Below are 24,598 nucleotides of genomic sequence, written 5' to 3'. Positions count from 1 at the left end.
GTATCGGACAGATCCTTATGACTGAATTTTTCACATTGATCGTTTTCAGGAAGATTTGAAATCTATGCGTGTCCTCGTTTCAGCTGACATTCATCTCGGGTCGCCGATCCGCTCGGCCGCGATGCGTAATCCGGATCTGGGTGACCATCTGAAACAGGCAAGTCGGGACACGTTTATTCGCATTATTGACCTGGCAATCTCAGAAAGTGTCGATGCACTGGTTCTCGCTGGTGACATCTTTGATAATGAGCAACCAGACCTGAAGTCCAGAGCATTTCTGATCTCGCAATTGGCACGCGCCGCTGACGCGGGTATTTCCACAGTACTGATCCGTGGCAATCACGATGCCCTTCTCGATCACCGGGCCCATGGTAACCTGGGCCCGAATATTCATCTGCTGCACAAGGAGGAGCCCAGCGTGGAAATCGGTGGCGTGTGGTTCCACGGACTGTCTTTCGACACGGCGCATGTCTCAAAAAGCTTCCTGCCCGACTACCCGGCGCCGGTGACGGGCCGGAAAAACGTCGGGCTGATGCACACGTCGCTCGATGGTTCGCCAGGTCACGATCCCTATGCTCCCTGCTCCGAGCAGGATCTGCTGGCGCATGGCTATGACCTTTGGTGCCTCGGCCACATCCATGCCCCCTTTGAGCGCACATCAGGCCCAGTTCTCGCTGTCATGCCGGGCATTCCGCAACCACGCCACTTCGGGGAACTTACCGGCGGCACCGTCGCGATTGTCGAACTTGATGGCGACACCCCGAATATCGAACGGCATCACGTTGGACATCTGAGATTCACCGAATGCGCTCTGGATCTCAGTCAATCTTCAGATGTTCAGGAGGTGTTGAGTGCGCTTCGGTCTACACTCAAAGGGGCGCAGCATTCCGAACACCACACAGCAGTCCGCCTGCAGGTGACCACGGGCCATCATACCGCTGAGACGCTGACAGCACTTGCGAGCGAATTGCTCGAAAACATCGATCGCGTATTTATCGACAAAATCAAAGTGGGCGCCCCTAAACAACAGGCCGACGCGAAGGCGGATGACCTGGTGCGGCTGATGCGGGCCGAGCTCTCCGAACCGGGCTTCCAACTGGCCGCTAAAGAGATCATCGAAGAGCTCAGAAACGCATTGCCCCGCGAAATCGCCGACGATTTGGCGGAAAACGCCTTGGATGACCTATTGGAAGAGGCCATCGCTGAAGTCACGCTGTCTTTGCACTCTGGAGCCGCGGAATGAGACTGAACCGGCTTGATTTCATTCGCTATGGCCGCTTTGACGGTGCCGAAATAGTGCTCCCCCGTCCTGACGCCGGCACCCCGGACGTCACCATAATCTACGGACCGAATGAATCGGGAAAATCCACGGCCTTTAATGGGTTCCTGGAACTTCTCTTCGGTTTGAAGTCAGTCAATCACCCTTATGCGTTCAAGTTCGATCGCAATGATCTTCTGGTAGGGGCCGAACTAAACATTCCCGGACGCGGTGTAACGGTTCTGCGCCGCAACGGCAAACGTACCCAGTCCCTGCTTGATCATCAGGACCGCCCGGTCGACGAAGCCATCCTCTCAAGTGCTCTCCATGGCCTTTCCATGGAGGATTATGTCGAAAGGTTCTCACTCAACGATGAAGGGCTCCGCAAAGGCGGTGATCGGATTGCTGAGGCAAAAGGCGACTTGGGCCAGCTGCTGCATGCAGGTGTGTCGGGCCTTACCAGCATGGCGGCGACATTGGAGGACATGACGACCCGCGCCGATAAGTTCCATAAAAAGAGCGGCCGAGGTACAGCGCTCAAGAGCGGTAAAGACCGCCTGAAAAATATCCATGAGGCACTGCGAACGGAACGTTTAACACCGGATAGGGAGCGGGCCCTTCGGAAAGCCAAAGAGACAGCTCAAAAGGCGTTCGAACAGGCGGACGCCGATCTTACGCGGACCAGAAAACGACAGGCAGCGGGAGCGGCGTCGCAGACCTGGTACGGCAAATCGGAAGAAATTCGGAAAATCGACGAGTCTCTTGCCGGTTTTCCGGAAGGTCCGAGTTTGAAGAAGGGCACAGATGGACAGGTCGCCACGCTCGTGACAACCCTGTCGGAGAAGTCAGAAAGTATCGCAAGCGCAGATGACAGAATTGCGCGCCAAGAAAGGGTCATTACAGAAAACGAGGCGGATCCGGCCGCCGATCATCTCGTTGCGGAACTCGCAGAGCTGGATCAAATCAAGATCGACGGGGCCTCCCTGACCTCGCGGGCGGATACGGCCAGATCGGATCTGGAAAAACGCACCGGTGAACGCGATGATGCGGCACTCCAGATAAAAAAGATTCTGACAGTGTTGGCGGTAGCTGACGAACCTGCAGAGGCCTTGGTCCTGACGACCGAAGAACTGGAGACACTCGCAGAGGCGGTACAGGCGTGTCAGACCACTGAGGGAGAGCTGCGAGCGGCATCAAACGTGTTGAAGACCGCACGCTACCAGTTGGGGGATACCCCAACCGAACCGAAGGATCTGTCTCACCTGCAGCTGGCGTATGACGCATGGCAGAAAGTGTCAGACGTGTCAGGCCTTGCACATAACCTCGGATCGGAACGCGCCCGGCTTGCAAAATCAGTGTCCGGACTGCCTGCCTCCTGGCAGACACTTATCGAGAACGGTCTTCCTGCCCGTGAAAGTCTCGATGAGGTCCTCAGGGAATGGAACACCCTGACTGCCAACATCGCTTCCGCCACAGAAGATCTGGAAGGACGCGAAGCGGACTACAAAGCTGCGCGCGCGAAACGCGAAGCCGACGAGAGCGCACCGGATTCGATTGACGCGGCAGCAACTGAAGAAACGCGTCGTCAGCGTGACACAGCCTGGCAATCACATCGTAACAGTCTCTCCGACGAAACCGCGGAGCGTTTTGAAGAGGCCATGTATGCTGATGATGGCGCCCGAACAAATTATCTGATGGGCACGGAGGCGCGAAAACAGCTTGCGAATTCGCGCACACAGGAAAGCGCCGCAAAAGCTGCACGAGACACAGCAAAAGACAAGTTCGAAGTACTGATCGGGAAACGCGACGCCTTGGCGAAGCGTATGGTCTCACTTGCGAGGGCTCTTGGCTTTCCCGACGATACGGAACCGGCTGCGTTTGCCGCAAGACTTACAGACCTGACGGCATCGGCTGCGATCGCAACTGAGGTCGCGATTGCGAAGAATGCCCTGGAAGACAGAACCAAGCGCCGCAAGGCAGCCTTTGACGATCTGTTCGCCGCAGCCGGCCTTGTCGACATCGATGGTGAAAAAAGTGACCTTCCTGAGCGGGTTGGCAAAGCTCTCACACTTCAGGAGAATGTCCGTCAGACATGGGACAACTGGCGTCGCGGGGAACGTAACATTGCCGACTGCGAAAAGGCCGAAACTCAAGCCGAGACCGATCATAAGGCAGCCCTGAACCGACTGGAAACGCTGACCTCGACGTTGCCTCTTCCTGATCGTTCGGCCGCCGGCGTAAAGACAGCACTGCCGCAGCTGCGCACGCTGCAACAGCTTCAAAGCAATCACAAAAGCCTGGCTGGACGTGTTGAAGCCCTCGAACGCGCCCTTTCAACCCTGGCAAAGAGCGCCGCACGATTGGCAGAGATCCTCGGGGAGCCTTTCAATCTAAAAGACGATCCCCTCCCCATCATCAATCGCGCTCGTGCGCGAATAACCAAAGCCGCTGAAGCGGATCGGGTGAGAAAACGAGAAGAGGAGCTTTTCGACGAAGAGGTCACAGGCCAAAAGCGTGCGCTAACTGCCTGCGACGAAGCGCAAACCCGGTTGGACGAGCTGTTTGAAGGACAAGGCGGTGAAAATCTTTCACCGACGGAGCGCGTGGCGCTTCTGGCCGAACGCGACGAGTTGCGCAAAGACCGGGCCGATGCGGACAACAGCCGCAATCAAGCGCGCGACGGCGTGGATCGTACGCTCTTTGATGAAGAGCTGACGCAATTACCCGATGTAACGCGAGAAACGGAACTGCAGCAAGAACTTGATGATGCGCAAATGGCACGAGATGCCGCTTTAAAGGTATATAATGAAAAAGAACGCCTCTATGAGGAAGCCTACAACGCCGCTGACAACAGCGATCTGATCACGGATCAGGCCACAATCCTCGAAGAGTTGCGAAACGGTGCACGGCAGGCGGCTGTCGCAAGGCTCGGGATCCTGGCAGCGAGGGGTGCCTTGAAGCGCCTGGCTACTGAACGAAGCAGCGCAATGCTGAAAGACGTGGAAGAAGCCTTTGTCACCATGACATCCAGGGAATGGGAAAAAGTCGTGGTATGGAGTGAGACCGAGGGCGAGAAGCTGGTCGGCATCAAACCCGGCGGCACCCCCGTGAAGGTGGAAAACATGTCCACCGGAACCATGGGCCAATTGTATTTCGCCCTGCGTCTGGCCGGTTACCGCAGCTTCGCGCGCGATCCGGGCCCCCTCCCCATGGTTCTCGACGATATTATGGAAACCTTTGACGATACCCGCGCATCTGCCGCGTTGAATCTCTGTGCCGAGATCGGACGGAGCGGTCAGGCAATAATTTTCACGCACCATGCGCACCTGGTGGAGCTTGCTCGCAAGAGCATTCCGGTTGTTTCAGTCGTGGAGATGCCGCATTAGCATTTCGCTGTTCACTCTTTAACCTGAAGTCTGATGACTAATGAAACAGCTCTTCAAAAATATGGACCGCTTTGGTGGTCGGCAAAAATCTGGACGATTGTCGGAGGCGCTGCCGTGATTTTCTCGCTGTTCCCTGGTTAGGCAAATGACCATTACCGTGGTTCATCGAAGAGGGCCCAGAAGCCGTGCTTTCGTCCGTGGACCTTTCGTAGACCTGCGATGTAGACATCGTGCGGAACATTTGTGCCGTAATCGGTTATATGGCGAGCCAATGTCCCACATTCCAGCAAATGGCGCGCCGCGTGCTTGTACCGGCTGGACCGGCCACCATCGAGCGTGAAATCGATCATCGCCCGCAGAAGAACGCTTGCCGACAAAGGGAACTTTTGCGCAAGTTTCTCTGCGGCGGCAGACAGGAGCTCATACAGGTCACCGTCCAATTCTGATGCGCGACACAGCACCAGCTTCGATGCTTCATGGAGCGATGGATATCGAACGAAGAAAGAAAGCGCTCGGTTCGCGTCAGGAACGCGCTGAACATACGCGAATGCCTTCTCTTCGGCTTCCATGTCATCAAAATCAGGAAGCCGCTGTAAATATGCGCGCAAGAGTTCAGCATTGAGCGACTGCTCAAAGCTATTCCAGCGAAACTGTTGCGCTTCTTGTGAACGACCGAGCGCTTCGAGCGTTTCCGCGCGCACTGCTTGCCATTGTGAAGAGATTTCACGCCGATTGTCGAATTCAGCTTTATCGAGCGCATAGAGCGCTTCTTCCGCCCGTCCCGCAGACAATAGTCGGTTTGCTATTTCAGTCGCAACCGTTGCGAACGCCTTCGATGCCTCCGATTGTTGTGCAATGTAAAGATCCACATCGCCAAGCGCATCCGCTATTTGCTCAAGCGCGACTTTTACCGTGATCGACTGACCTCTGGCATCATTTTTTTCGCGATTAATCGGACCATTCATACTCCAGCCGAGAAGCTGCTTGTCCTCGCTGGAAACCTTGGGCTTTGGTGCTGTTGCCCAGCTCTCAAACGCGTTTTGAAGTTTTCTGAGGCCAGCCTCCCCGAGCACGGGAGCCATTGCATCGATCAATCTGTCATATTGACCATAGCCATTGTCCTGAAGAGCAGCGACGATTTTGTCGACCACACGCTGCTTCGATACCTTTGCCAGAGCCGCGATGCGTCCGGCATCGTCACATGCTGCATGAAAACTCTCAATCAGCACACCGCTGCCATCGTTGGACCGTTCGAATATCGGGTCGGCCAGCGAAAGAAACTGCCAGATCAGCTCAGAGGCCTCGTCCGGATCAGAAAATGCGATTTTCTCGGTAATCGTTTTACGTTGCGCTTCCAGATCCGCTTTGACCGATTTTACCTTTTGCCAGTCGATCCAGCTTTTTGCGCGCGCAATACTACCCAGGCGCTTACGGACTTCTCTTGCCAGCTCCACCCCGCTCGAATTGCCAACGAGTTCCATTCGAAGGCGACGCTTGTGATTGGCGTTACCGGTGCTGATTTCGATCAACAACTCAGCCAAACGTTCCACGCCAAGCGCTTCGAGGTTTTTTGCATTCAGCGTCGTCTTCGATGCCATCGATGACCTCTTCTATAGATGGACCACATCGTGCATTCGGCACGCAGTGATTATGATTTATCTCGATACCGTTCTTTAAGCTCAAAGCACGCCCCAAGCCCGAAACCTCCCCCTGCCGGTCATTTCGCGCAGATTGAGCTCTTCGACCAGGCGAAGGGCGGCGCGGGGTGTAATGTCGAGTTCGGCGGCAATCATCCCGGCCGAGACCAGGGGCCTCGCCAACACCAGCTCGATCAATCCTGGCAGATTTGACGAAGCGCGGCGACCTGTGAGCCGTCGTTCGAACATCTGGCGTGCCAGCAGCAGCCGGTCATGCTCCCTAAACCCGAGCTCGATCCCGGCCATCAAGCCTTCGAAATGGGCCATCAGCCGGGTTTCGAAATGGCGATGCCGCCGCCGTTCGACGCGGATGGTTTTCAGGCCGACATTAAAGGCCAGTAAATGCGCCTGGCATGTCAGCCCCTCGCGCCGGAGCAAGGATGCTGCCAGTAAACGGCCCAGCCACGGCGCCCGCTGCAACACCGCGAGCTCGTTCCAGGCATCGAGCGCCAGGATGGCCTGCAGCACCGGCGGCAGATCGCTGATCGACCGCAACACCGCCCGCCATTCGTCGAGCCGTTCCTCTTCATCCCAGTCAGGGTCGCGGATCAGCGGGTCGGCCTCCGGCTTTGACAACCGCTGCGGCTGTTTCGCTTTGGCGAGAACGTCGTCGGACCGCGCCAGCACCGCGTCAATGGCGTCAAGATCGACACCGGGCAGATCGAGCCCGTCATCCAAACGATTTTTTCGCCCCTCCCCGTCCTGATCCTGCCGACCGACCGCCGCATCGTGCACCGCAGCGTTTTCGCTCGCAGCAATGATGCCGCCCTCCCCAGGAGAGGCTGCAGGCCACGCCTGCCCGCCCACCCGAAGGCTGCGCAAGCCGTTCGGGCTCAGCGCCCAGTCTGGCGCCTGCGCTGCAATGCGCCGCCTTGTCTGCAACACGTCGCGGGCAATGGTGAGTTGGTGGCTGGGTGAGCGGATATCGCGCGCCGCCTCATGCAGGACGAGGTCTTCCATTTCGACCAGCTCACCATCGAGCCACAACGAGGCGCAGGCATCGGCAAAATGCATCCGTTCGATCAGGCCCGCGCCGACCGGCGACAGAGCAAGACGCTCATCGAGACGCGCCAGCGCGGCACTGGCGCGCGCCAAGGGCGACAGCAAGGTTTTCAGAGGCAAGTGATCGAGATCGTAACGCATTGAAAACATGGTAAACAAATTCTCAAACGGACACCAGAGATATTTTATTGTCCGGCACTGGTGATGGTTTTATGGCGCCCCTATAACCATCGATAATTATACAGTATCGATGGTGATTGATTTCAGGACGCAAATCAGTAAAAGTCGGGGCACAATGGCGCGCGAAAGCAGCGCCTCTTGACCGATCAAGGAGGCTGACCTTGGCCCAATTGCCCGATCCCGCGAGTGAGCGCCGTGCGCTGCAACTCGATACAATTGCAGCCGTCCTGCCGATGAACCGGCGCGACATGCTGGCGGAGATTTTGACGGATCAGGATGTCGAGACACTCCGCCATCTGGTCAATGAAGGCATGGGCGAGAATACGCTCCGCGCGCTAACCTCGGATCTGGCCTATCTCGAAGCCTGGTCGCTGGCCGCAACCGGCAGCCCTCTCCCCTTCCCGGCACCCGAAGCCCTGCTCCTGAAATTCATCGCCCATCATCTGTGGCGACACCAGCAACGCGAGATCGATCCCGATCACGGCATGCCAGCCGGCGTGGAAGCGGAATTGCGCAGCCAAGGTTTTTTGCGCGCATCAGGACCGCATGCGCCAGCAACCGTGCGGCGGCGCCTGTCCAACTGGTCGACATTGACCCGCTGGCGAGGGCTGGAAGGACCGTTTTCGGCACCGTCGGTCAAATCCGCTCTGCGTCTTGCCGTGCGTGCCACCAATCGTCCGCGCAGCCGCAAGAGTGCGCAGGCCATTACCGGCGACATCATGACGAAACTTCTGGGAACCTGTGTTGGCGACGATTTGCGCACGCTGCGCGATCGGGCCATTCTGATGGTTGCTTTTGCCTCTGGCGGCCGCAGGCGCAGCGAGGTCGCACGACTCTCAATGGAACAGCTCACCCTGGAAGAGCCCGTAATCGACAAGGACGGCACTCCCCTCCCCTCTTTGTCGATCCGCCTCGGGCGCACCAAGACGGCCAGCGCCGAGCAAGACGAGGTCGTCTATCTGACCGGTCGCCCCGTCGACGCGCTCCATGCATGGATTGCAGCGGCGAAGATCGAAAGCGGCAGCTTGTTTCGCGCCGTCGATCGATGGAACAATCTCGGACGCCAGGCGATTGATGCCCAAACCGTCAATGCGATTGTCAAAGCACGAGCCGCGAGCGCCGGTCTCGATCCGAAGGCGTTTTCGGCGCACGGGTTGCGCTCCGGCTATCTCACCGAAGCGGCCAATCGTGGCATTCCGCTCCCGGAAGCCATGGAACAATCGCGCCATCGCTCCGTGCAGCAGGCGTCCGACTATTACAACAACGCCAAACGGCGCAGTGGGCGGGCGTCAATGCTACTTTGAGGGTCGAATCCAGTCATAAATGTCGGTAAAACTCCATGGCTGTTATTTCATGCGTGACCACGAAAATCGGACCGAAAGCTTCGCCCCCTATCGCGACATTCCTCGTTTCCGACTTGGCCTGCACCCCATCTGTCCCCGCGCTCTATGGGATGTTTTTTGTGGGTGATCGGGGTGGAGCGCGATCGTTGCGCATGGGAGCCCACAATGTGATATCGCGATCCTTCGTAAGAAGCTTCGGCAGCGCATCGTGCCATGCCTCTCGATAGGCGCGCCGTAACTGCACATTCACGACGTCGTCAAAATCCTCCCACGTCTCATACAGCATAAAGCGATACTCTGACTCCGGATCGCGGTGCAAGATTGCTTCATGGAACATGGGTTCTTCGCGCATCGCATCGAGCACGTCTTCGAGCAGGGAGAGGAAGCGTGCTCGCTGCTCCGGAATCACGTCGAATTTGATCAGGAAAGTAGTGACCATGCTTGCACCGGTCACGCTTGCGCGGACAGGGACTCGACGAACTGGTGCTCGGAAATAATGCGGTCACTTTGGTCCAGGCGCAGCACTGTCGATCCGAGCGCGATAATGGCACTTGATCCGGGATCGACCATCTCCCACAGATACTTGACGATGCCATGATGGCCAGACGGGTCACCGTGTAGGCGGAAGCCAAATCCCTTATCGCGGACAAATTCGTTGAAGGCCTCCTCGACACGCCCCTCCAGCTCATCATGACCGCTGAAAACGCGCGTCGGCGTGAAATGGCTGCCGTCAGCGGCCCAGAATGCCTCGATCCCGCTGCGACGCTTGTCCGCGTCCGCCTCGTTCCAAACAGCGATATATCGTTTCGTGAAGTCCTGCAGGTTCGTTTTCATGCTGATTTCTCCTTGGCTTGCATCGCTGCCCAAGGATGCCCCGCCCACAGTCGCAGCGTCACCTACCTGGGAGGTAGTTTTTTTTGGCGCCCTCAGATGCTATCGTGATGCGCAGTGCTGGCGGCCTTCATCGGATGTCGGCTTGCACGCGGAGCGATCGGGAGCCAGATGGATCAGAAAGTCGAAACCTTCGGGCAGCATCTGCGCAGGTGGCGGCAGCGGCGGCGATTGTCTCAACTTGATCTGGCGCTTCGCTCGGACGTGTCGGCGCGTCATCTCAGTTTTGTCGAGACAGGTCGGGCCTCGCCCAGCCGCGCGCTTGTGCTTCGCCTGGCAGACGAACTTGATGTTCCGCTGCGCGAGCGCAACGTGTGGCTAGTCGCGGCCGGTCTGGCTCCAATGTTCGGCGAGACGGCTGTTGACGACACGTTGTTCGGTAGCATCCGCACCGCCGTCGAGCTGACGCTCGAGGCGCATAAGCCATTCCCGGCGTTTGCCATCGACCGGCATTGGAACGTGGTTCTTTCGAACGGAGCCGTGCCAGAACTTTATGAAGGCGTAAGCGCCGAGCTTCTGGAAATGCCTATCAACGTCATGCGCTTGACGTTTCGCCCAGGCGGCCTTGGGTCGCGCATCCTCAATTTCGACGAATGGGCGGAACATCTTCTGCATCGGCTGCGGCGTGAGGTCGATCTGACCGGTAATCCCGGATTGCACGATCTCTTGAGAGAAGCTGAGACACTCTATAGGCCCTCGAAGCGATCACATCCCGGGCACCGTGTCGGTCACTCCCTGGCTATCCCGTTGCGTATCCAGACGAAGCTCGGTCCGCTCTCCTTCTTCAGCACGGTTACCGTGTTTGGCACGCCGGTTGACGTGACGGTATCCGAGATAGCACTAGAAATGCTCTATCCCGCCGACGAAGCAACGAGCCGCGCCATCAAAGGCACTTCATGATGATTATCTTCGGCTCCAGTTCCGCCGCCGTGCGGCAGATCTCAACGGAGGCTCGATCTGGACTTGCCCTGATTTAGCAGATAGGCGTCACGACTCGAAATTGAAAGGTTTGTCCGGAATTACCGAACGAAAAGGGAACGTACTTGAGAATTCTTGTTATTCGTTGCTGGCGAGAGCTTCTTGGTCCACCTTCAGACTTGAACGTCTTCCGAACAGCGTAATTGCAGCCCCGACTGCCACCGACGGCGGCGCTCGTGGCCCAGTATCTCCATCCGCATCGTCTACCTCAATCTCAAGATACGTCATTAACGACGTCGCTAAAGATGTGTCTTGCGTCACGAGACCTTGCTTCAACAGGCGGTAGCAATCGGGCCGTTACCTTGAAACCATCGATAAGTATAGGCTGTCGTTCTCCTGGCAGCCACCATCTGGTATCTCGCTTGCTTGACACGGTGGTCCACCAACGAAGGCGTTCGCAAGGGCACTCGGCACCCTCATCCTTGGGGCCTTGGGTTTTTGACGATTGTCGTAGTGGTCGCACTGGCGATAGTCCAACGTTGAGAACAGCGCAGATCGCCTAAAGCGCTGTTCGCTTTGGGTGACCCGCATGTGGCACAGTTACAACTTCTTCTTTGTGGAGCCTCCACGCGAAGTACCGCGGATCGAACTCCATTCGCTTCGCTGGACTGGCGACGCTGCGGTCCATATCCAATTACGCTACTGGGTCGCAAAATGTCACCAAGGTTATCATGGTCATCTCTTTGCGCTATATTCCCAATGGATCGCTATTGCGGGGATCAGGAAAAGGACGACGTTCAGAACCTTCCAGAACCCGATGATATTGGCCATGTACATGTGGGTTTGATCGACGCTGAAGCCAAAAAAGGCGGACATCATACTTGTTGTAATGCCGCTGAGCGACATCAACCACGCAAAGATGATAAACAGCAGATTGATCAGGAAAGCTTTTAGCAGAACGTTTCTAATTCTAAGCGGCGTTTCCATCGAAATGCTCCCTTCCTAGTAAGGTGCCTTGTCTACTTTACTCAGCACAAACGTTCTCATTATAACCCATCCGGAGCGCTTTTCCGCGCGGCGTCTTCCTGAATTCCCTACGCGCGACAATCACCCTTGTCAGTTATCGTGTCGATCACAATCTCAGATTATGAGGTTGAGCGCGCCGCTGAAAGCCACTTTCAGCCTGCTGTTGAGACTTGCGGATCGTCGCCATCATCATTGTCCTGCCGATGTGATCGCTTATCCTGTTCACTCCAGGAGAGCTTGCCCTTGATCTCAGGCAGAGGCATCTCCCAAGACAGTCCCGGTAAATGAGCGCGATTCACCTCGGCGAGGACTAGCAGTTCTTGACCATCCGACTGAGGAGGAACTGACAACTTCATCGAATGTTAGTTAGCGCCGATCGATCGCACTGTCTGCAGCCCTCCTGAAAAGGATTTCATAAGATAAAATTGCCGCAACTGCGCAAGGAACGTGAAATGTTCGAGTGCTTTGACCCGTTTGATGTGGCCGACATCTTGCGCCGGGCCAAAAGCGCCAGCAATCGCCAAAGCAGGGAAGAAACCATAGCACTCGCTCGCGTCATTTGCGCCATATACCCGCTGACATGCGGCAAACATGGGATTGCCGTCAACGTCGAGAAAATCCGCCTCTTCTTGATCTGGAATCATGCCCGATGCAATGTGTTCTGCGCTTGCTCGGGGCGGCCAGTTTTCGGGTGCTGTAAGAGCGCGGCAGTAAATGACATTCAGCGGTAACTCTATCCGAAAATTGTAGAGCTTGTCCGACCAACAATAGAGAACGCCGAAAGCAGTGTAGCCAAAGACGTGACAATTCCCGTGATGAAAATCGTTATCGCCACCGAATACCTGCGCAATGACGACTCGCATCTCCTCCGGATTGCACATTGTGAATAGGCCATTGTGAAAAGAGCAAAAGCCCTTCTCCTCGATAAAGTCCACGAGCGTGTGTGGCAGAACCCCACGCAATTGCGAAAGCTCCTTATTCGATGCACGCCGAATTTGTTTAACTGGGCCATATTCGTCCAGCGCATACTGAAAATTCTCATGAATTACCGGCATGATCTATTTATTTCACCTCTTCAACTCAACATGCATTTTCTCGGCGGCTTGGGCACTGCGATACGTAGGTTCCGCTTCTTCTGCTAATGAGGATGCACGGCCCTTCTGCGCCCACGCTTATCTGAGACTGATTTTTCTCTCTTTTACAGCTTTGGCTCTCAGTTTGTGGCACTGAGAGCTAGGCCGCTTCAAACCGATCACGATTTACTGTGAACCGTTCCTGGGTTTATAGATCAGTGGGCGGAAAGCTTGGCGACAGCTGCGGCGAACAGCGAGCTATATCCAGGACTGTCACTTTCCCGCTTTCTTCAGCCTGGACCACCCGCGAGGCGATCATTCCAGTATGCACGTTGGAACGAACGTCTTATTATAATCTTCGTTCATTTTACGGGCTTCTTCGGTATATTCGAGCGGCGTTCTGTTTGGCGGCGGCGGCCAGGTGAAAGCTTCGTTGGCGCATTTGCGAGCTGCTGCCCAACATGCGAGACTTCGCGGATCAGAGCCATAAGATGCGACTCCGTTGCCGATTTTCGCCCTTTGTGATGCTCGCACTCCGGCCTCGGCTCGCTGGCTTGCCGGATCATGGACATACTTGAACTGATAATAGCCATCAAGCGAAACGTGGCCGTCCGCCACGCTGAATGACAATGCTCCATCTGCCCGACAGATGATGTGATCTTTTTCCACCGCTTCAGGTCCATTAGACGCCGGCAGGTAAGGCCAGCGAATAATTACCTCTAGCGCATCTCCCATTTGACGCATGGAACCAACGTCTACCATTGCATCAACCGGTGACTTGTCCCCACTACTGGAAACCCAATGAGCCTAACCGGCGGCAATCAGCTTGTGATCGACCTCCTCTGCAACGCTAACGTTGGCAACCAATATGGCAGTCAAGGTCAGCACAACTCCGGTTACTCGCATGATTTGCCTCGTAAAACTGTCGCCCAGCAGGATTCAATTTGTCAGTATAGTGCCCAATTCCGACTCCCGTTATGCGCGAATTATAGTGAATCAACTACCTGAATCCCCCTTCACCGCAACCATTCCGGTGCATATCTAAAACCGAGTGCTCTTGACTATCCGTCAATGGATATATCTAAGGGCTCGACTCTACCGAAAAGGCTTGTCCCAAGAGCCAAATAACTGAGCCGCATGTTCTCAGCTGAGAACAGCTTTATTGTTGTTGTCAAGCCAAAGTCATCCGACCTCGTGGAAGATCGGGAGAGACAAAACCAAATAGTCCATTTAATCGTTGTATCTTGAGTTTTTGGATTCAAAGGCATTAACTTTTCATTAACCTTAAAGTTGTTGACGACTCACCCAGATACGGTCATTCTGACGCTCAATCCTGCAATTATCTTAGTTGAGCGATTTTAATGATCCAAAGCGCCAATGCCACTATTGTCAAGCAAACCGCAGAAAAGTCGTTAACTCGGCTTATTGAAGCGGATGCAGATACGCTAAGCGCCCAGCTTCAACATCTTCGCGCCCGCGCATTCCCACCGACAGCACAGAAAGAATTACGTAAATTCGCGCCGGGAGAGGCCGCAAAGCTAATTGGAATCAGCGATGTCTATCTTCGCACGCTAGTTAACGAAGGCGTTATCGGTGAGGCTGAAAAGAACGCAGCTGGTAGGCGCCTCTACTCACTAGAGCAAATCCACTCTATCCGAAACTACCTTAGCAAGAATAAAAAAAGTTATGATCAACGACGTCGAGATGATGAGCGGCTACAGGTGATCGCCGTTACGAACTTTAAAGGCGGCTCGGGCAAAACCACTACGGCGGCACATCTGGCACAATACTTTGCGCTTCGCGGTTATCGCGTCCTTGCGGCAGATCTTGATCCTCAAGCATCATTATCTGCTTTATTCGGGATACAACCGGAGTTTGACCTTGAGCCTAATGAGACCCTTTACGGTGCAATTCGATATGATGAAGCTCAACGACCACTGAAAAGCATCATCAGAACTACATACTTCAGCGGCCTCGACATCGTACCTGGTAATCTCGAATTGCAAGAATTCGAACACGAAACGCCGCGTGCTTTGACATCGTCGTCTCGATCAACAGATAAATTGTTTTTCACACGAGTAGCATCGGCGCTTAAAAGCGTAGAGGACGATTACGACATCGTGGTTCTCGATTGTCCTCCGTCCCTCGGCTACCTGACCCTGTCGGCACTCTGCGCTGCAACCTCTGTGCTCGTTACCATTCATCCTCAAATGCTTGATGTAGCATCGATGAGTCAGTTCTTACACATGACTGCGGGCCTCTTTGATGTTGTCGAGAGGGCGGGAGGCAATGCGAACTATGACTGGTTTCGGTATGTGCTGACACGCTATGAACCAAACGATGGTTCTCAGTCGCAGATCGCAGGCCTTCTTAAGGGATTGTTTGGAGATAGGGTCTTGACTAACTCCATGGTCAAATCCGCTGCGATATCAGACGCGGGAATTACGAAGCAGACTCTTTATGAAGTCGGTAGAGAAAACTTTCATCGGCAAACATATGATCGCGCGATCGAAGCGCTCGATGCCGTCAATCAAGAACTCGAAGAACTTGTCAGAGATGCATGGGGTAGAAAATGAACAAGCGCCGCGATGCTTTACGCGATTTTTTAACACCCATAACGTCTAATCAGGAGTTCTCAGCTGAGAACACGCCCAGACGGCCACAGGTGTCTTCAGGCGCATTGCAAAGCATGAATGATGCGATTACCGGCCTTTCGAATGAAGCCGACGAACTCCGCAAAGCACTAGCTGATGGGCAGTCCATAGTGGAGCTTGATGCACATCTTATAGACGCATCCTTTGTCCAGGACCGTCTAGATGACTATGCAGGCACCGATTTTGATGCTCTATTGAATAGCATCCAAGAGAATGGTCAGGCAGTTCCTGTACTCGTAAGACCGAATCCCGATCATTCCGGTCGCTATCAACTCGCCTACGGGCATAGGCGCGTCGCCGCACTCAAACAGCTTGGGCTAAAGGTCAAATCTTTTATTCGAGATTTGACCGACGACGAATTGATCATAGCGCAAGGTAACGAAAACCTTGAGCGCAAAGATCTCACCTTTATTGAGAAGGCATTATTTGCTCGACGTCTTGAAGACCGGGGAACGACAAGAGCGGTAATCATGGCAACGTTCGGCACATCATCGAGAGGCGTTTTATCCGAAATGATTGCTTTGGCACGAAAGTTACCTGAAGAACTTATACAGACTATTGGATCGGCACCTGGTATTGGGCGACCAAAATGGGATTCGTTGGCAACGCTCCTAGCCAATAAGCCTAACGCTCTCGAAACCGTTCCTGAGTATGAGGCCCTCTTGAGCCTAAATAGCACCGAACGATTTGACGCGATCTTGGCTTCGCTCAAGCAAGCGAACAAGGCTCCACTCAATTCTGTAGATCCAAGTTGGCGTTCTGATGACTCTCAGTTAAGGGCGGTCACTAAATCCAAGTCTAAAGGCTACGCCGTCGAATTCTCAGAGCCTGAAGGAAAAGCCTTCGGAGAATGGATCTCGAACAATTTGAAGCGCTTATATGAGGAATATAAGGACAGCAAACAACACAACTAGGAGAATTTCGCAAAAGAAAAAGGCCCCCAAACGTCACCGTCGTGGAAGCCTCTCTCAAAGTTCTAGCAGACTGAGAATCGCATTTCCCCGAATCAGTGTCAAGAGTCATTGGCGTCATTTTGGCGGGTGGATTTCTTTTGCCTTTTGAAAGGTGAGAGGGAATGCAAATTCTGGGAACTGTTACGTCCGCATTTTGTGGGCGAAGGACTCATTTTACCCAAAATCCTGAACTGCAGAACAAGCAGGGCAGGAGGGTAAACCGATGGGCGATTTACAAGCAGCTCTGTGTGGCCAAGTCAGCGCTCAATCTCAATGATCGCTGCCTTGCCGTGCTCAGTTCGCTTTTGTCATTTCTACCTGACGATGACATGAATGAGAAAACCGGCCTCGTCGTTTTTCCATCCAATCGTCAGCTGTCGCTGCGTGCCCATGGCATGCCTGAATCTACGCTGCGCCGTCATCTGGCTTCACTGGTTGAAGCCGGCATCATTGCGCGGAAAGATAGCCCGACCCGCAAGCGTTATGCACATAAGGACAGGGAAGGGAGCGTTGAACTTGCCTTCGGGTTTTCCTTTGCACCATTGCTTGATCGCGCGTCTGAAATTGCCGGTATCGCTGATAAAATCCTCGCTGAACAAAGAGCCCTGAAACGACTTCGCGATGAAGTGTCGGTCATGCGAAGAGAGATAGCTTTGGCTTTTTCAGAAAACGCGGATGCATCTGCTGACCCTTCTGAGGGTCTTGAAGGGCTATTTGTTCGCTTTCGTGCTGTCGTGGATGCTATTCCTCGCCGGGCATCCCTCGATCAGCTAGCGATTATCAAGGCCAATCTGGAAGTCATTGACGAAGAATTGGCTATCGCATTGAAAAAAATGGCGATTGTTCCAGAAATGAGCGGCAGCGTCGCTCAATTTGAGCGGCAGCATAATGAATCCCTGCCAGAATCCCTCTTTGAATCTAAAAATAGCCAAAAGATTGATTTGAAGGCGCCTTCTTCGGAACCTGAGGTTCCTTCGACCCTCAAAAGCAAGAGCAGCGCTCGGGTTTCACCTGCCATTTCTCTTGACCAGGTGCTGCGAACATGTCCGGATATTCGCGAATATGGCTCAAACGGCGTCAGCACATGGCGAGAGCTTCATGATGCTTCGCAGATCGTTTCCAGCTTTCTTGGAATTAGCCAGTTAGCCTATCGTGATGCTGTAAGCTTTATGGGAGCAGAAGCGGCATCGACGGCCATTGCCTGGATTCTGCAGAAACTGGCGACCATCAATTCACCTGGCGGTTATTTGCGATCCCTTACCCAAAAGGCGAGGGCAGGGGGCTTCTCGATCAGCCAGCTTCTGTTTTCAGGGATGAGAAGCAATGGAAGCTTGGCATTGGCAGGATCGCGATGAGGCTCTGACGGCCAGGAGGCGTTTATCAGTTTCGGTACCGTCGCACACAGCACTACGAACGAAAAACGCGGTGCAAGCCAACATGAGTGTCAGCTACGAGATTTCCCGAGGAGCGCAGCGCGGATCAAATCTCTCTTGCTTTGTGCCTCCGATACCGGGGAGGGGGCTATCGATGAAGTCGGAACTATATTCGTTTGTTGTCCGGATGCGGATAGTCGCTCTTCCGCATTAAGCCGGTCTGTCTCTGAAACTGGCTCGAAGGGGTTCCCGTCAAGGTCATGACGCATCGCGTCCGTCTGGCTGCAGCTGAGATAATAGCGTTTCGAATGAACATAAGCGCCAATAGCACGACGAAGGGCAGTGACGCTTGCGTCCGGCTTGAGGAGGGGAGAAACCTGCTGAAAAAAGCCGATTGTGACCGGACGGATCGGATCACCGATCTCAGTCGGTAAAACGCCCAAAGGCTGTACCAGCAAACTTTCGATCGCCTTGCACCTGCGAAGATCCTTCTCTGTGGCAACGGGCGGCTTCGAGACGATAGTCGAGTTTATGTTCATTCTTTAAATACCCTCAGCGTCAATGACCCGCTGTCGTATGGATAGAATGTGGACAGAGTTGGACACCGAAAAAATGCCTTGCCACAGTTCCGGGAACAAAAGCCTATCGAAAGAATGGTAAATGTTGTTCTTTGCTTCTATTTGTCGGATCCCGCCGATATTGCTCAAACGGGTCATTTATTTCGCCCCCCAATTGGTGGCAGTTAGCGAAGCACACGAGTTGCGCGCATCACGGAACTGGCCCCGAGAGAAAGGGAGCGCTGCAGAGCAACCAACAGCGCCCGCGGGTTGCCACGACGGGCCTCTATAGCCTTACAGTGAGCGTACGTTCTCCGCCTTTGATTTTCCAGTCTTGCGATCCTGACCGATATCGTAACTGACTTTTTGACCATCCTGGAGTGATCCGCCAGCCTGCAAAAGTGCGGATACGTGCACAAATACATCGATTCCGCCATTTTCTGGCGTGATGAAGCCAAAACCTTTATCGTGATTGAAAAATTTTACAGTGCCAGTTGCCATGCGATCCTCTTTGATGAAGCAATATAAGTATTGCAGTAGGAGATTATTAAATGCGTCTGCGCTGCGCAACTGTTCACTATTTCCATCGACCGCCCAAGCCCGACGATTGAAACATTATGAAACCGACCGTAAGAGCATGTTCGGCCACAGCGAGGAGGAACAAGCGTGAGTATCGTTCTTCTAAATGGACCAGGTAGTCTGATCTGTGATGGTATCGATGCCGGACGGATTGAGTTCAGTATTTTACAAACAACGATCTGATAGGCGAATATCGTATGACGTTGATGTGCGTTGCAAGTTGCACCGGTTCGCCCTAACGAAATTTAGCAAGAAAACAGAAGATATAGCTTCCTTAAAGTAAAATAATTCAAATATATAATTAAAATATACGCAATTATACGTCATTGACGAAAGATATCGTTTCATCTTTATTGAGAGGATTATAGCGATCCCGACAATTGTTACTATCGTTTCAGGAGGATGCGGACGTGATCGAGCTTCCAGAAGAAGAGCGCGCAGCTGCTCTGCGGTCTAGCCAGGTTGTTGATCGAATCTGGGACAGGCCCCAGGCTGAAGAGTTCAGTCAACCCGGATCGACCGACGTTCTGCAGGCTGGCTTTGGCGTACCTGTTGAAACCGCACGCATCTTTGAGACACTAGCGCCAGTGAATGTCGGCGACTACCCAAGCACGTTCGAGGATACGTCTGCTGGAAAAGTCGGCACCAGTAACCCATTTAACGCTTCCATGGTCTCGTTTGACGTAACCGCCACCGAAGGAGATGACCTGGTCCAGGGCGGACCTGGCGCGGATTGGTTAATGGGTGGCGGTGGTGATGATATGCTCGTGGGTGGCGATGGGGATGACTACCTTGAAGGTGGCACCGGCAACGACTTTCTGGATGGCGGTGCTGGCCGCGACTCGCTGAACGATGGCGCCGGGGACGATATACTCCTTGGCGGCGATGGGGCTGATGTCCTTTACAGTTATGATGGTGACGACTATCTCGATGGCGGCAACGGAAACGACCGGCTTGCCAGTTTTGGAGGTAGTGACGTCATCCGGGGCGGCGGCGGGGACGATTGGATAGACGCCTCCCGTGACTGTTTCGTCGATGGTGGCGCCGGCTACGACGTACTCGCAATCGAATTCGGCAAATCAGAGACCCCGATTGTTTTTGATGCTGCGAGCGGGACAACACCAACCGGGGTTACCTTCCTCAACATTGAAGGCATCTCCGCCCATGTGGCAGGCGATCAGGACAGCCAGCTTCTTGGTTCGGATGCGAACGAGGCGTTCTTTTCGTCATCCTCTGGCAATGACGTGCTTGTCGGTGGGAGCGGAAACGATACGCTCGTCGATGAGGGCATGTTGGCGGGCAGCGGAGACGATCGCCTTTTCGGTGGCGAAGGTAACGACAGGCTTCAGAATGATGGTGGGGGCGGTTCGGATGAGCTCACTGGCGGTCCCGGTGCTGATACCTTCTCCTGGTTCCTGATTCCACCATCTGGCGAAGGCGTCGATCGTATTCTCGACTTTGATGCTGCAAGCGGCGACAGAATCGAGTTTTCCGAAACCGCGCAAGGGGTTACAGGAATAGACGATTTTGACGCCTTCCTTGCGGCATCACGCGACGTGGAAGACGGTGTCTACATCTCCTTTAATGGTACAGACGATTTCGGAATCCTCATCGAGAATGTGTCGCTCGCGGACCTGTCGTCCAGCGACATTGTCTTTGATGTTGGCGGTGCGTAGCGAGACAAGAAGCGCTGTTTTCGACCAATCCTTCCATCAGGGCGAGCGATGGTAATCTGGCCGCTGCTTCAGCACCGCTGGGAATTAACGGTGGCACACTTCATACGATGATACGTTAAGCGAGGAGCGCTGTTTTTCAGATCAGCGTTAAACCTGCCATCTTTGCTTGGGAGTAGAGGAGGGGGAGTTCCTGGTGAAAATCAACACTCGCCGGCTTTTGTTGGATGATTGGATTCAATCAGATTGTTGGTCGACAAGCTGACCTTCGTAGTCCTGACCTCCATAGTAAATACCAAGAATGCGAACTGTCTGACTTGTGCGTTCAGCCGTGTAGGCGATCAGGACACGACGGCGGAAGCCGAGCGTGCGCAAACCTGGCAGCAGGTCGTCACGCGCTGCACCACGCTCAGGAAAACTTTCCAGAGCGTCGCAATGGGAAACGATTTCTTCAACAAAACGTTCGCCAGCTTCCGGCGAACCCGCCCCCGCGATATAGGATTCTGTGGCCGCCAATTGATCTAGCGCCTCGGGGGCATATTCGACAGCGAAGAGTTTCACGGGGTGGCGGTTTTTCTGCTGGCGCGCCTGGCAGCTAGCTGGGCACGCAGTTGCACAGAACTAAGTGCCCGGCCTGGATCGGCGTCAAGGGCGGCGGCAGCCGGAACGACTTCGTTGCGCAGCCAGGCCTCGACGGCCTTGTCGCGGGCAGCTAGTGTGCGTAACCCGTCACGGAACACTTCGCTTTCGGTGGCATACTCGCCTGCTGCAACTTTAGCCTTGACCATCTCGGCCATTTCATTGGGCAAGGTAATGCTGAATTGTTGTGTGGAGCGGCGCATGGTGCATATCTCCTTTGTAGGATTTAATCCTACAATTATCGACCTGATGAATCAAGACGAACCAACGTCAAAACTTCAGTCGCAAGCCATGAACACCTGCTTTAGCCACACAGAATGTGGAGTTGCCCACAACATTGGGCGTTTTGCTCCGGTGCCAACCGAAAAATTTTAGCTTCGACCAGATTTCTGGTTTGGTCCGCACTTGTAGGCACGATTGATTAGCAAAAAAGCGAGAACCTGCAATTACAAAGACGTGGAAATCCGTAGCGCATATCGTCGCTGGCTGGATGAGGCCGAAACTCGCCTGGTTCCCGTTTGTAAAACCGACATTCTGAAACGTCCGGAACAATTGCCACAACTTTGAACAAGAACCCGTTCATGCCCAGGATAATCTACGGTGTAGTTCTATCAACATGGTTCTGCGGAATAGCTGTCGCTGAGGATGCTCCTGGCATCGCCTTTGAAAATAAATTGGCCGCGTGCGTGACGGTCACAGGAGAGAAACCTGTCGTAAAAGCGAAAGTCCTCTCAGTGAAAGCCCATTTTCAAATGCACAAGCCTATTGGTGACTGTGGATGCTTTTCGGCCCGGGTAGCCTATTCGAGCAGCATCGATATGGAAGGTGTGCCAGAATTTCTGCAGCAAGGCATTATTCCAATCAACAAGGATGCGGTGAAGACGCTCGTTCTCGCGAGCGAGGCAAGTTTGGTTGGCGATCGAGAAATCAACGTCCAGTTGGTTTGCGCAAGACCCACATAGCCAACTTATGAGTGAGGTGATTAACCCAATATCGTTCCCCTTTGGCAGGTCCGGACGCACGACCAATGGAGGTACTGGTTCACCTTCGCTCTAATCTCCACCTCTCGTGAGTTGGCGCATTTGCGCCAAACCGAACCAGTTGAAGGCAATTTCGTTAGCGGTAGCAAACGGGGCTACGTCCGCCTGGACGACTATAGGCGCTCCGTCCCCCACACGAACGGCCATTCCGCATAACGTCATACGGACAATCACACGTGCCAATATATGGAGACCGAACAGGTTGACCTGATCGGCGCGCCGGAGCCAAGTGAGTTGCAGCAGGCGGCGCCATTATTCGAGGGACTGAAACCGGCTTTTGCCGCACAGGCGGCGGATTTTCGGCCAAGTAAAGCTCGGATATCCATCCCGTTCGATTGGCGTAAGTGACGCTGAACCATCCGGAACGATAGTTCATAACCTGCACCCTTCTACCTCTCTCGATAACCGTAATGACCCGTGCGGCTAATGACGGCTCGGATCTCATATTTACCTTGGCGGTCGAATATAGCCATTTTCCGATGAAAGGGTGCTGGTCAGCCGATGGCGGCGGCTGGTTTGTCAGTCGGTGAGTTGTTGCCTGCACGAAGCCTAAAGGCTGCGGAGCCTGCTCGGTTGCCTGGATTGTAGTCTGTGGTTGAATTGCGTCTGGTGGCGATACTGGGGCCGGCGTGTCATTCCCGAAAACCTTCGTGAGAATGAACAGGGCAACTGCCCCAAATATCCAGTTCTTTGCCTTCGACAATTTTGGATCCCCCAATCCCTCAAAAGATCAAAGCAAAATTTTCGGAGGCTGTCGAGATAAAGCCTCGCTTTCGGCACCGCGCCCCGCACTGTATCGCGGTATGATACAAAACATTGGCTCCCAGCTGTATCAGGATATGATACAAGTCACAGGAGTAACTCATGATCCGTTCCTACAAGGACGCCAGAACCAAAGCCGGTGCTGGCGCTGAACAAATCGAAATTGTTGACTATCACTGAAAGGAAGAAGCCATGACCAGTAAACTCCCCCCGGTCCATCCCGGCGAAATCCTTCGGGAAGAATATCTCATCCCGCTCGGGATGAGTGCAGGCGCGCTTGCCAGGAATCTGAATGTCCCTCGCAATCGTATTGAGCGTCTGGCGACAGAACAGACCGCCGCGGCTTTGCGCCTTGCAAAGTTCTTCCGGTCCACGCCCGAATTCTGGATGAATATGCAGTCAGGTTACGACCTCAAAACGGAGGCAGTAGCCATTCAGGATCAACTCTCAGCTATCCATGAACTGAAAGCGGCCTGATGTACCATGCATTTGATGCAGATCAGGCACTTTTTTCCAGAAGGTCCCAAAGTTTCACGCTAACGACAAAACCGCTAGGCATGAGATGTGAAAGGTTCTTTTGGTAGCCTGTGGTTTCTTCTTGTCAGGGTAAGGGCACCCATCACTCCCTGGATTGTTCGACTATATTCTGAAGGAGAGAACCAACGGCTACAGATTTCCCTTGAACTCGGTAGAGAAGCCGCAAACGTCGAAGTTAGTGTAATGGTGCCCTGAATGAAGAATAGAACGTTCATTGCGATCGTCATCGCTATTGCACTTGCCGGAATTGATGTCCCAGTACGGGCCGACGGTTTCAAAATTCACGAGCTGATGCCCATCAAGCAAGAGTTCTGGTCAATTTTCGATACCTCCGCGCATCATGCGGAAGAACCGACTAACTTTCGGATGTCCTGCTGCGGAACAAATGACGACCAGTATTTGATGATCGCGATTGATCGCCATGTCGACGAGCAGGGACAGGAAAACAGAACGAACGAGGATTATCTCACAGAGCTGGATGCCAGTTCCGAAAAGATCGGGTTCAAGATCGAGAAAATTGATGTCTCCCCTGCAATTGGACGACCTATCCGCCTTCCGAATGTAGGCGGCCTCAAGGGGGTGAATATTTTTGTCGTAGAGAGCGGAGACAGGCTCACAATCCAGTCGGCCGCACCGACCGAGGGGGCCGCTGAGAACAATGCGCGGAAGGCCTTGGAATTAGCAAAAAGTACGTCATTGGGCGATGAACCGGTCTATGGGTTAAGCGCTTCTCACCCCGGGTGAATTCGTCACAGGAAGCGTCAATTAGCTGGGCGCCACCTTCATTCAGAGCTTGTATCGCTTTGTAGATCGCCTGGGCTTGAGCGTCGTTTAAAAGCACGGGACGGCTCCGTCTGGGTATGGGCAGTTACAATATGGCCGTAGCTGAGGGGATTGATAAATTCCAGACGGCATTCAATCCAAGTCAAATGCGAATTTAATCATTGCTCACAGCCGTGTTGGATGACTTCTCAAAAGAGAAAACAACAGGTCCGGATTTCTTTCACTGAAATGCGAACAGGTGACCGGCCTGTAGGAAGTCACCTGTTCTGATGGA

The 24,598-nt window shown here is 54.0% G+C and carries 25 protein-coding genes and 1 pseudogene; 14 read left to right on the top strand and 12 right to left on the bottom strand.

The genetic code is table 11. The features are described 5' to 3' along the window. Nucleotides 1-64 precede the first annotated feature (64 nt). Nucleotides 65-1,243, top strand: a complete 1,179-nt coding sequence (locus CES86_RS02865; protein WP_094513609.1) for a metallophosphoesterase family protein — start codon at nucleotides 65-67, stop codon at nucleotides 1,241-1,243. Continuing rightward, on the top strand, nucleotides 1,240-4,644 hold the full coding sequence (locus CES86_RS02860; protein WP_094513608.1) for an AAA family ATPase: 3,405 nt from the start codon (nucleotides 1,240-1,242) through the stop codon (nucleotides 4,642-4,644). The genes CES86_RS02865 and CES86_RS02860 overlap by 4 nt, the downstream gene beginning before the upstream one ends. 152 nt (nucleotides 4,645-4,796) lie before the next feature. Here CES86_RS02860 and CES86_RS02855 read toward each other — a convergent pair whose 3' ends face one another. Together CES86_RS02855 and CES86_RS02850 are read right to left on the bottom strand one after the other, a co-directional pair. Then, nucleotides 4,797-6,242, bottom strand: a complete 1,446-nt coding sequence (locus CES86_RS02855; protein WP_094513606.1) for a DUF6880 family protein — start codon at nucleotides 6,240-6,242, stop codon at nucleotides 4,797-4,799. A gap of 81 nt (nucleotides 6,243-6,323) precedes the next feature. Next, a complete protein-coding gene (locus CES86_RS02850) occupies nucleotides 6,324-7,493 on the bottom strand; it encodes an RHE_PE00001 family protein (protein ID WP_094513605.1) in 1,170 nt (389 codons plus the stop codon). A gap of 263 nt (nucleotides 7,494-7,756) precedes the next feature. Here CES86_RS02850 and CES86_RS02845 point away from each other — a divergent pair, with 263 nt between their 5' ends. Beyond that, complete coding sequence (locus tag CES86_RS02845; RefSeq protein WP_235813573.1) at nucleotides 7,757-8,827, top strand: site-specific integrase; 1,071 nt, start codon at nucleotides 7,757-7,759, stop codon at nucleotides 8,825-8,827. Between the two features lie 142 nt (nucleotides 8,828-8,969). Here CES86_RS02845 and CES86_RS02840 read toward each other — a convergent pair whose 3' ends face one another. Beyond that, a complete protein-coding gene (locus CES86_RS02840; protein ID WP_061348116.1) occupies nucleotides 8,970-9,305 on the bottom strand; it encodes a putative quinol monooxygenase in 336 nt (111 codons plus the stop codon). Nucleotides 9,306-9,316: 11 nt separating this feature from the next. Next, on the bottom strand, nucleotides 9,317-9,700 hold the full coding sequence (locus CES86_RS02835) for a hypothetical protein (protein ID WP_094513602.1): 384 nt from the start codon (nucleotides 9,698-9,700) through the stop codon (nucleotides 9,317-9,319). Between the two features lie 168 nt (nucleotides 9,701-9,868). Here CES86_RS02835 and CES86_RS02830 point away from each other — a divergent pair, with 168 nt between their 5' ends. Then, the gene (locus tag CES86_RS02830) at nucleotides 9,869-10,657 is read left to right on the top strand and encodes a helix-turn-helix domain-containing protein (protein WP_094513600.1); all 789 of its coding nucleotides are present in this window, start codon (nucleotides 9,869-9,871) and stop codon (nucleotides 10,655-10,657) included. A 753-nt stretch (nucleotides 10,658-11,410) separates the two neighbouring features. Here the strand turns inward: CES86_RS02830 and CES86_RS02825 are convergent. The 3 genes from CES86_RS02825 to CES86_RS02815 all read right to left on the bottom strand — a co-directional run bounded on the left by CES86_RS02825 (nucleotide 11,411) and on the right by CES86_RS02815 (nucleotide 13,536). Beyond that, on the bottom strand, nucleotides 11,411-11,662 hold the full coding sequence (locus tag CES86_RS02825; RefSeq protein ID WP_061348119.1) for a hypothetical protein: 252 nt from the start codon (nucleotides 11,660-11,662) through the stop codon (nucleotides 11,411-11,413). A 401-nt stretch (nucleotides 11,663-12,063) separates the two neighbouring features. Further along, nucleotides 12,064-12,756: a GAD-like domain-containing protein gene (locus CES86_RS02820; protein WP_094513599.1), complete on the bottom strand. Its 693-nt coding sequence runs from the start codon at nucleotides 12,754-12,756 to the stop codon at nucleotides 12,064-12,066. A gap of 333 nt (nucleotides 12,757-13,089) precedes the next feature. Next, a complete protein-coding gene (locus CES86_RS02815) occupies nucleotides 13,090-13,536 on the bottom strand; it encodes a hypothetical protein (protein WP_143851063.1) in 447 nt (148 codons plus the stop codon). 599 nt (nucleotides 13,537-14,135) lie between these two features. On the opposite strand from CES86_RS02815, the gene repA reads away from it, so the two are divergent. From repA to repC, 3 genes are all read left to right on the top strand, one after another. Beyond that, a complete protein-coding gene (gene repA, locus CES86_RS02810; protein ID WP_094513596.1) occupies nucleotides 14,136-15,350 on the top strand; it encodes a plasmid partitioning protein RepA in 1,215 nt (404 codons plus the stop codon). Continuing rightward, a complete protein-coding gene (gene repB / locus CES86_RS02805) occupies nucleotides 15,347-16,342 on the top strand; it encodes a plasmid partitioning protein RepB (RefSeq protein WP_094513594.1) in 996 nt (331 codons plus the stop codon). The genes repA and repB overlap by 4 nt, the downstream gene beginning before the upstream one ends. Before the next feature lie 161 nt (nucleotides 16,343-16,503). Then, entirely contained in the window at nucleotides 16,504-17,736 is a 1,233-nt protein-coding gene (gene repC / locus CES86_RS02800; protein WP_094513592.1) for a plasmid replication protein RepC, read from the top strand. An 89-nt stretch (nucleotides 17,737-17,825) separates the two neighbouring features. On the opposite strand, the gene CES86_RS02795 is transcribed toward repC, so the two are convergent. Together CES86_RS02795 and CES86_RS02790 are read right to left on the bottom strand one after the other, a co-directional pair. After that, the gene (locus CES86_RS02795; RefSeq protein ID WP_094513591.1) at nucleotides 17,826-18,293 is read right to left on the bottom strand and encodes a ProQ/FinO family protein; all 468 of its coding nucleotides are present in this window, start codon (nucleotides 18,291-18,293) and stop codon (nucleotides 17,826-17,828) included. A gap of 312 nt (nucleotides 18,294-18,605) precedes the next feature. Then, on the bottom strand, nucleotides 18,606-18,812 hold the full coding sequence (locus tag CES86_RS02790; RefSeq protein WP_094513589.1) for a cold-shock protein: 207 nt from the start codon (nucleotides 18,810-18,812) through the stop codon (nucleotides 18,606-18,608). Between the two features lie 488 nt (nucleotides 18,813-19,300). Between CES86_RS02790 and CES86_RS02785 the strand changes: the two genes are divergently transcribed. Beyond that, nucleotides 19,301-20,566, top strand: coding sequence for a calcium-binding protein (locus CES86_RS02785; RefSeq protein ID WP_094513588.1), 1,266 nt, complete (start codon nucleotides 19,301-19,303; stop codon nucleotides 20,564-20,566). 234 nt (nucleotides 20,567-20,800) lie between these two features. Here CES86_RS02785 and CES86_RS02780 read toward each other — a convergent pair whose 3' ends face one another. Together CES86_RS02780 and CES86_RS02775 are read right to left on the bottom strand one after the other, a co-directional pair. After that, nucleotides 20,801-21,124 (bottom strand): type II toxin-antitoxin system RelE/ParE family toxin, encoded by a 324-nt coding sequence (locus CES86_RS02780; protein WP_094513587.1) that lies wholly within the window; start codon nucleotides 21,122-21,124, stop codon nucleotides 20,801-20,803. Further along, nucleotides 21,121-21,405 carry a ribbon-helix-helix domain-containing protein gene (locus CES86_RS02775; RefSeq protein ID WP_094513585.1) on the bottom strand — a complete coding sequence of 95 codons (285 nt, stop codon included), beginning with the start codon at nucleotides 21,403-21,405 and terminating at the stop codon, nucleotides 21,121-21,123. The genes CES86_RS02780 and CES86_RS02775 overlap by 4 nt, the downstream gene beginning before the upstream one ends. Between CES86_RS02775 and CES86_RS27425 the strand changes: the two genes are divergently transcribed. From CES86_RS27425 to CES86_RS27830, 4 genes are all read left to right on the top strand, one after another. Then, entirely contained in the window at nucleotides 21,404-21,577 is a 174-nt protein-coding gene (locus tag CES86_RS27425) for a hypothetical protein (RefSeq protein WP_167387085.1), read from the top strand. The two genes, CES86_RS02775 and CES86_RS27425, sit on opposite strands and share 2 nt — an antisense overlap. A gap of 42 nt (nucleotides 21,578-21,619) precedes the next feature. Next, a complete protein-coding gene (locus CES86_RS27065) occupies nucleotides 21,620-21,769 on the top strand; it encodes a DUF5086 family protein (RefSeq protein WP_143851062.1) in 150 nt (49 codons plus the stop codon). A 14-nt stretch (nucleotides 21,770-21,783) separates the two neighbouring features. After that, nucleotides 21,784-22,164 (top strand): DUF2195 family protein, encoded by a 381-nt coding sequence (locus CES86_RS02770; RefSeq protein WP_094513584.1) that lies wholly within the window; start codon nucleotides 21,784-21,786, stop codon nucleotides 22,162-22,164. Between the two features lie 264 nt (nucleotides 22,165-22,428). Continuing rightward, complete coding sequence (locus CES86_RS27830; RefSeq protein WP_235819883.1) at nucleotides 22,429-22,590, top strand: hypothetical protein; 162 nt, start codon at nucleotides 22,429-22,431, stop codon at nucleotides 22,588-22,590. Nucleotides 22,591-22,606: 16 nt separating this feature from the next. On the opposite strand, the pseudogene CES86_RS27825 reads toward CES86_RS27830, so the two are convergent. Further along, nucleotides 22,607-22,687, bottom strand: a pseudogene (locus tag CES86_RS27825) (SH3 domain-containing protein); the annotation flags it as partial. Nucleotides 22,688-23,196: 509 nt separating this feature from the next. Here CES86_RS27825 and CES86_RS02760 point away from each other — a divergent pair. Together CES86_RS02760 and CES86_RS02755 are read left to right on the top strand one after the other, a co-directional pair. Continuing rightward, nucleotides 23,197-23,481 carry a HigA family addiction module antitoxin gene (locus CES86_RS02760; RefSeq protein WP_094513582.1) on the top strand — a complete coding sequence of 95 codons (285 nt, stop codon included), beginning with the start codon at nucleotides 23,197-23,199 and terminating at the stop codon, nucleotides 23,479-23,481. A gap of 255 nt (nucleotides 23,482-23,736) precedes the next feature. Then, nucleotides 23,737-24,285, top strand: a complete 549-nt coding sequence (locus CES86_RS02755) for a hypothetical protein (protein WP_094513581.1) — start codon at nucleotides 23,737-23,739, stop codon at nucleotides 24,283-24,285. Nucleotides 24,286-24,598 lie beyond the last annotated feature (313 nt).

The sequence above is a fragment of the Brucella lupini genome (genome assembly GCF_002252535.1).
In the GTDB taxonomy this organism is placed as follows: domain Bacteria; phylum Pseudomonadota; class Alphaproteobacteria; order Rhizobiales; family Rhizobiaceae; genus Brucella; species Brucella anthropi.
The sequence above is the reverse complement of the archived record's forward strand: the minus strand, read 5'-3'. Positions and strand labels throughout refer to the sequence as shown.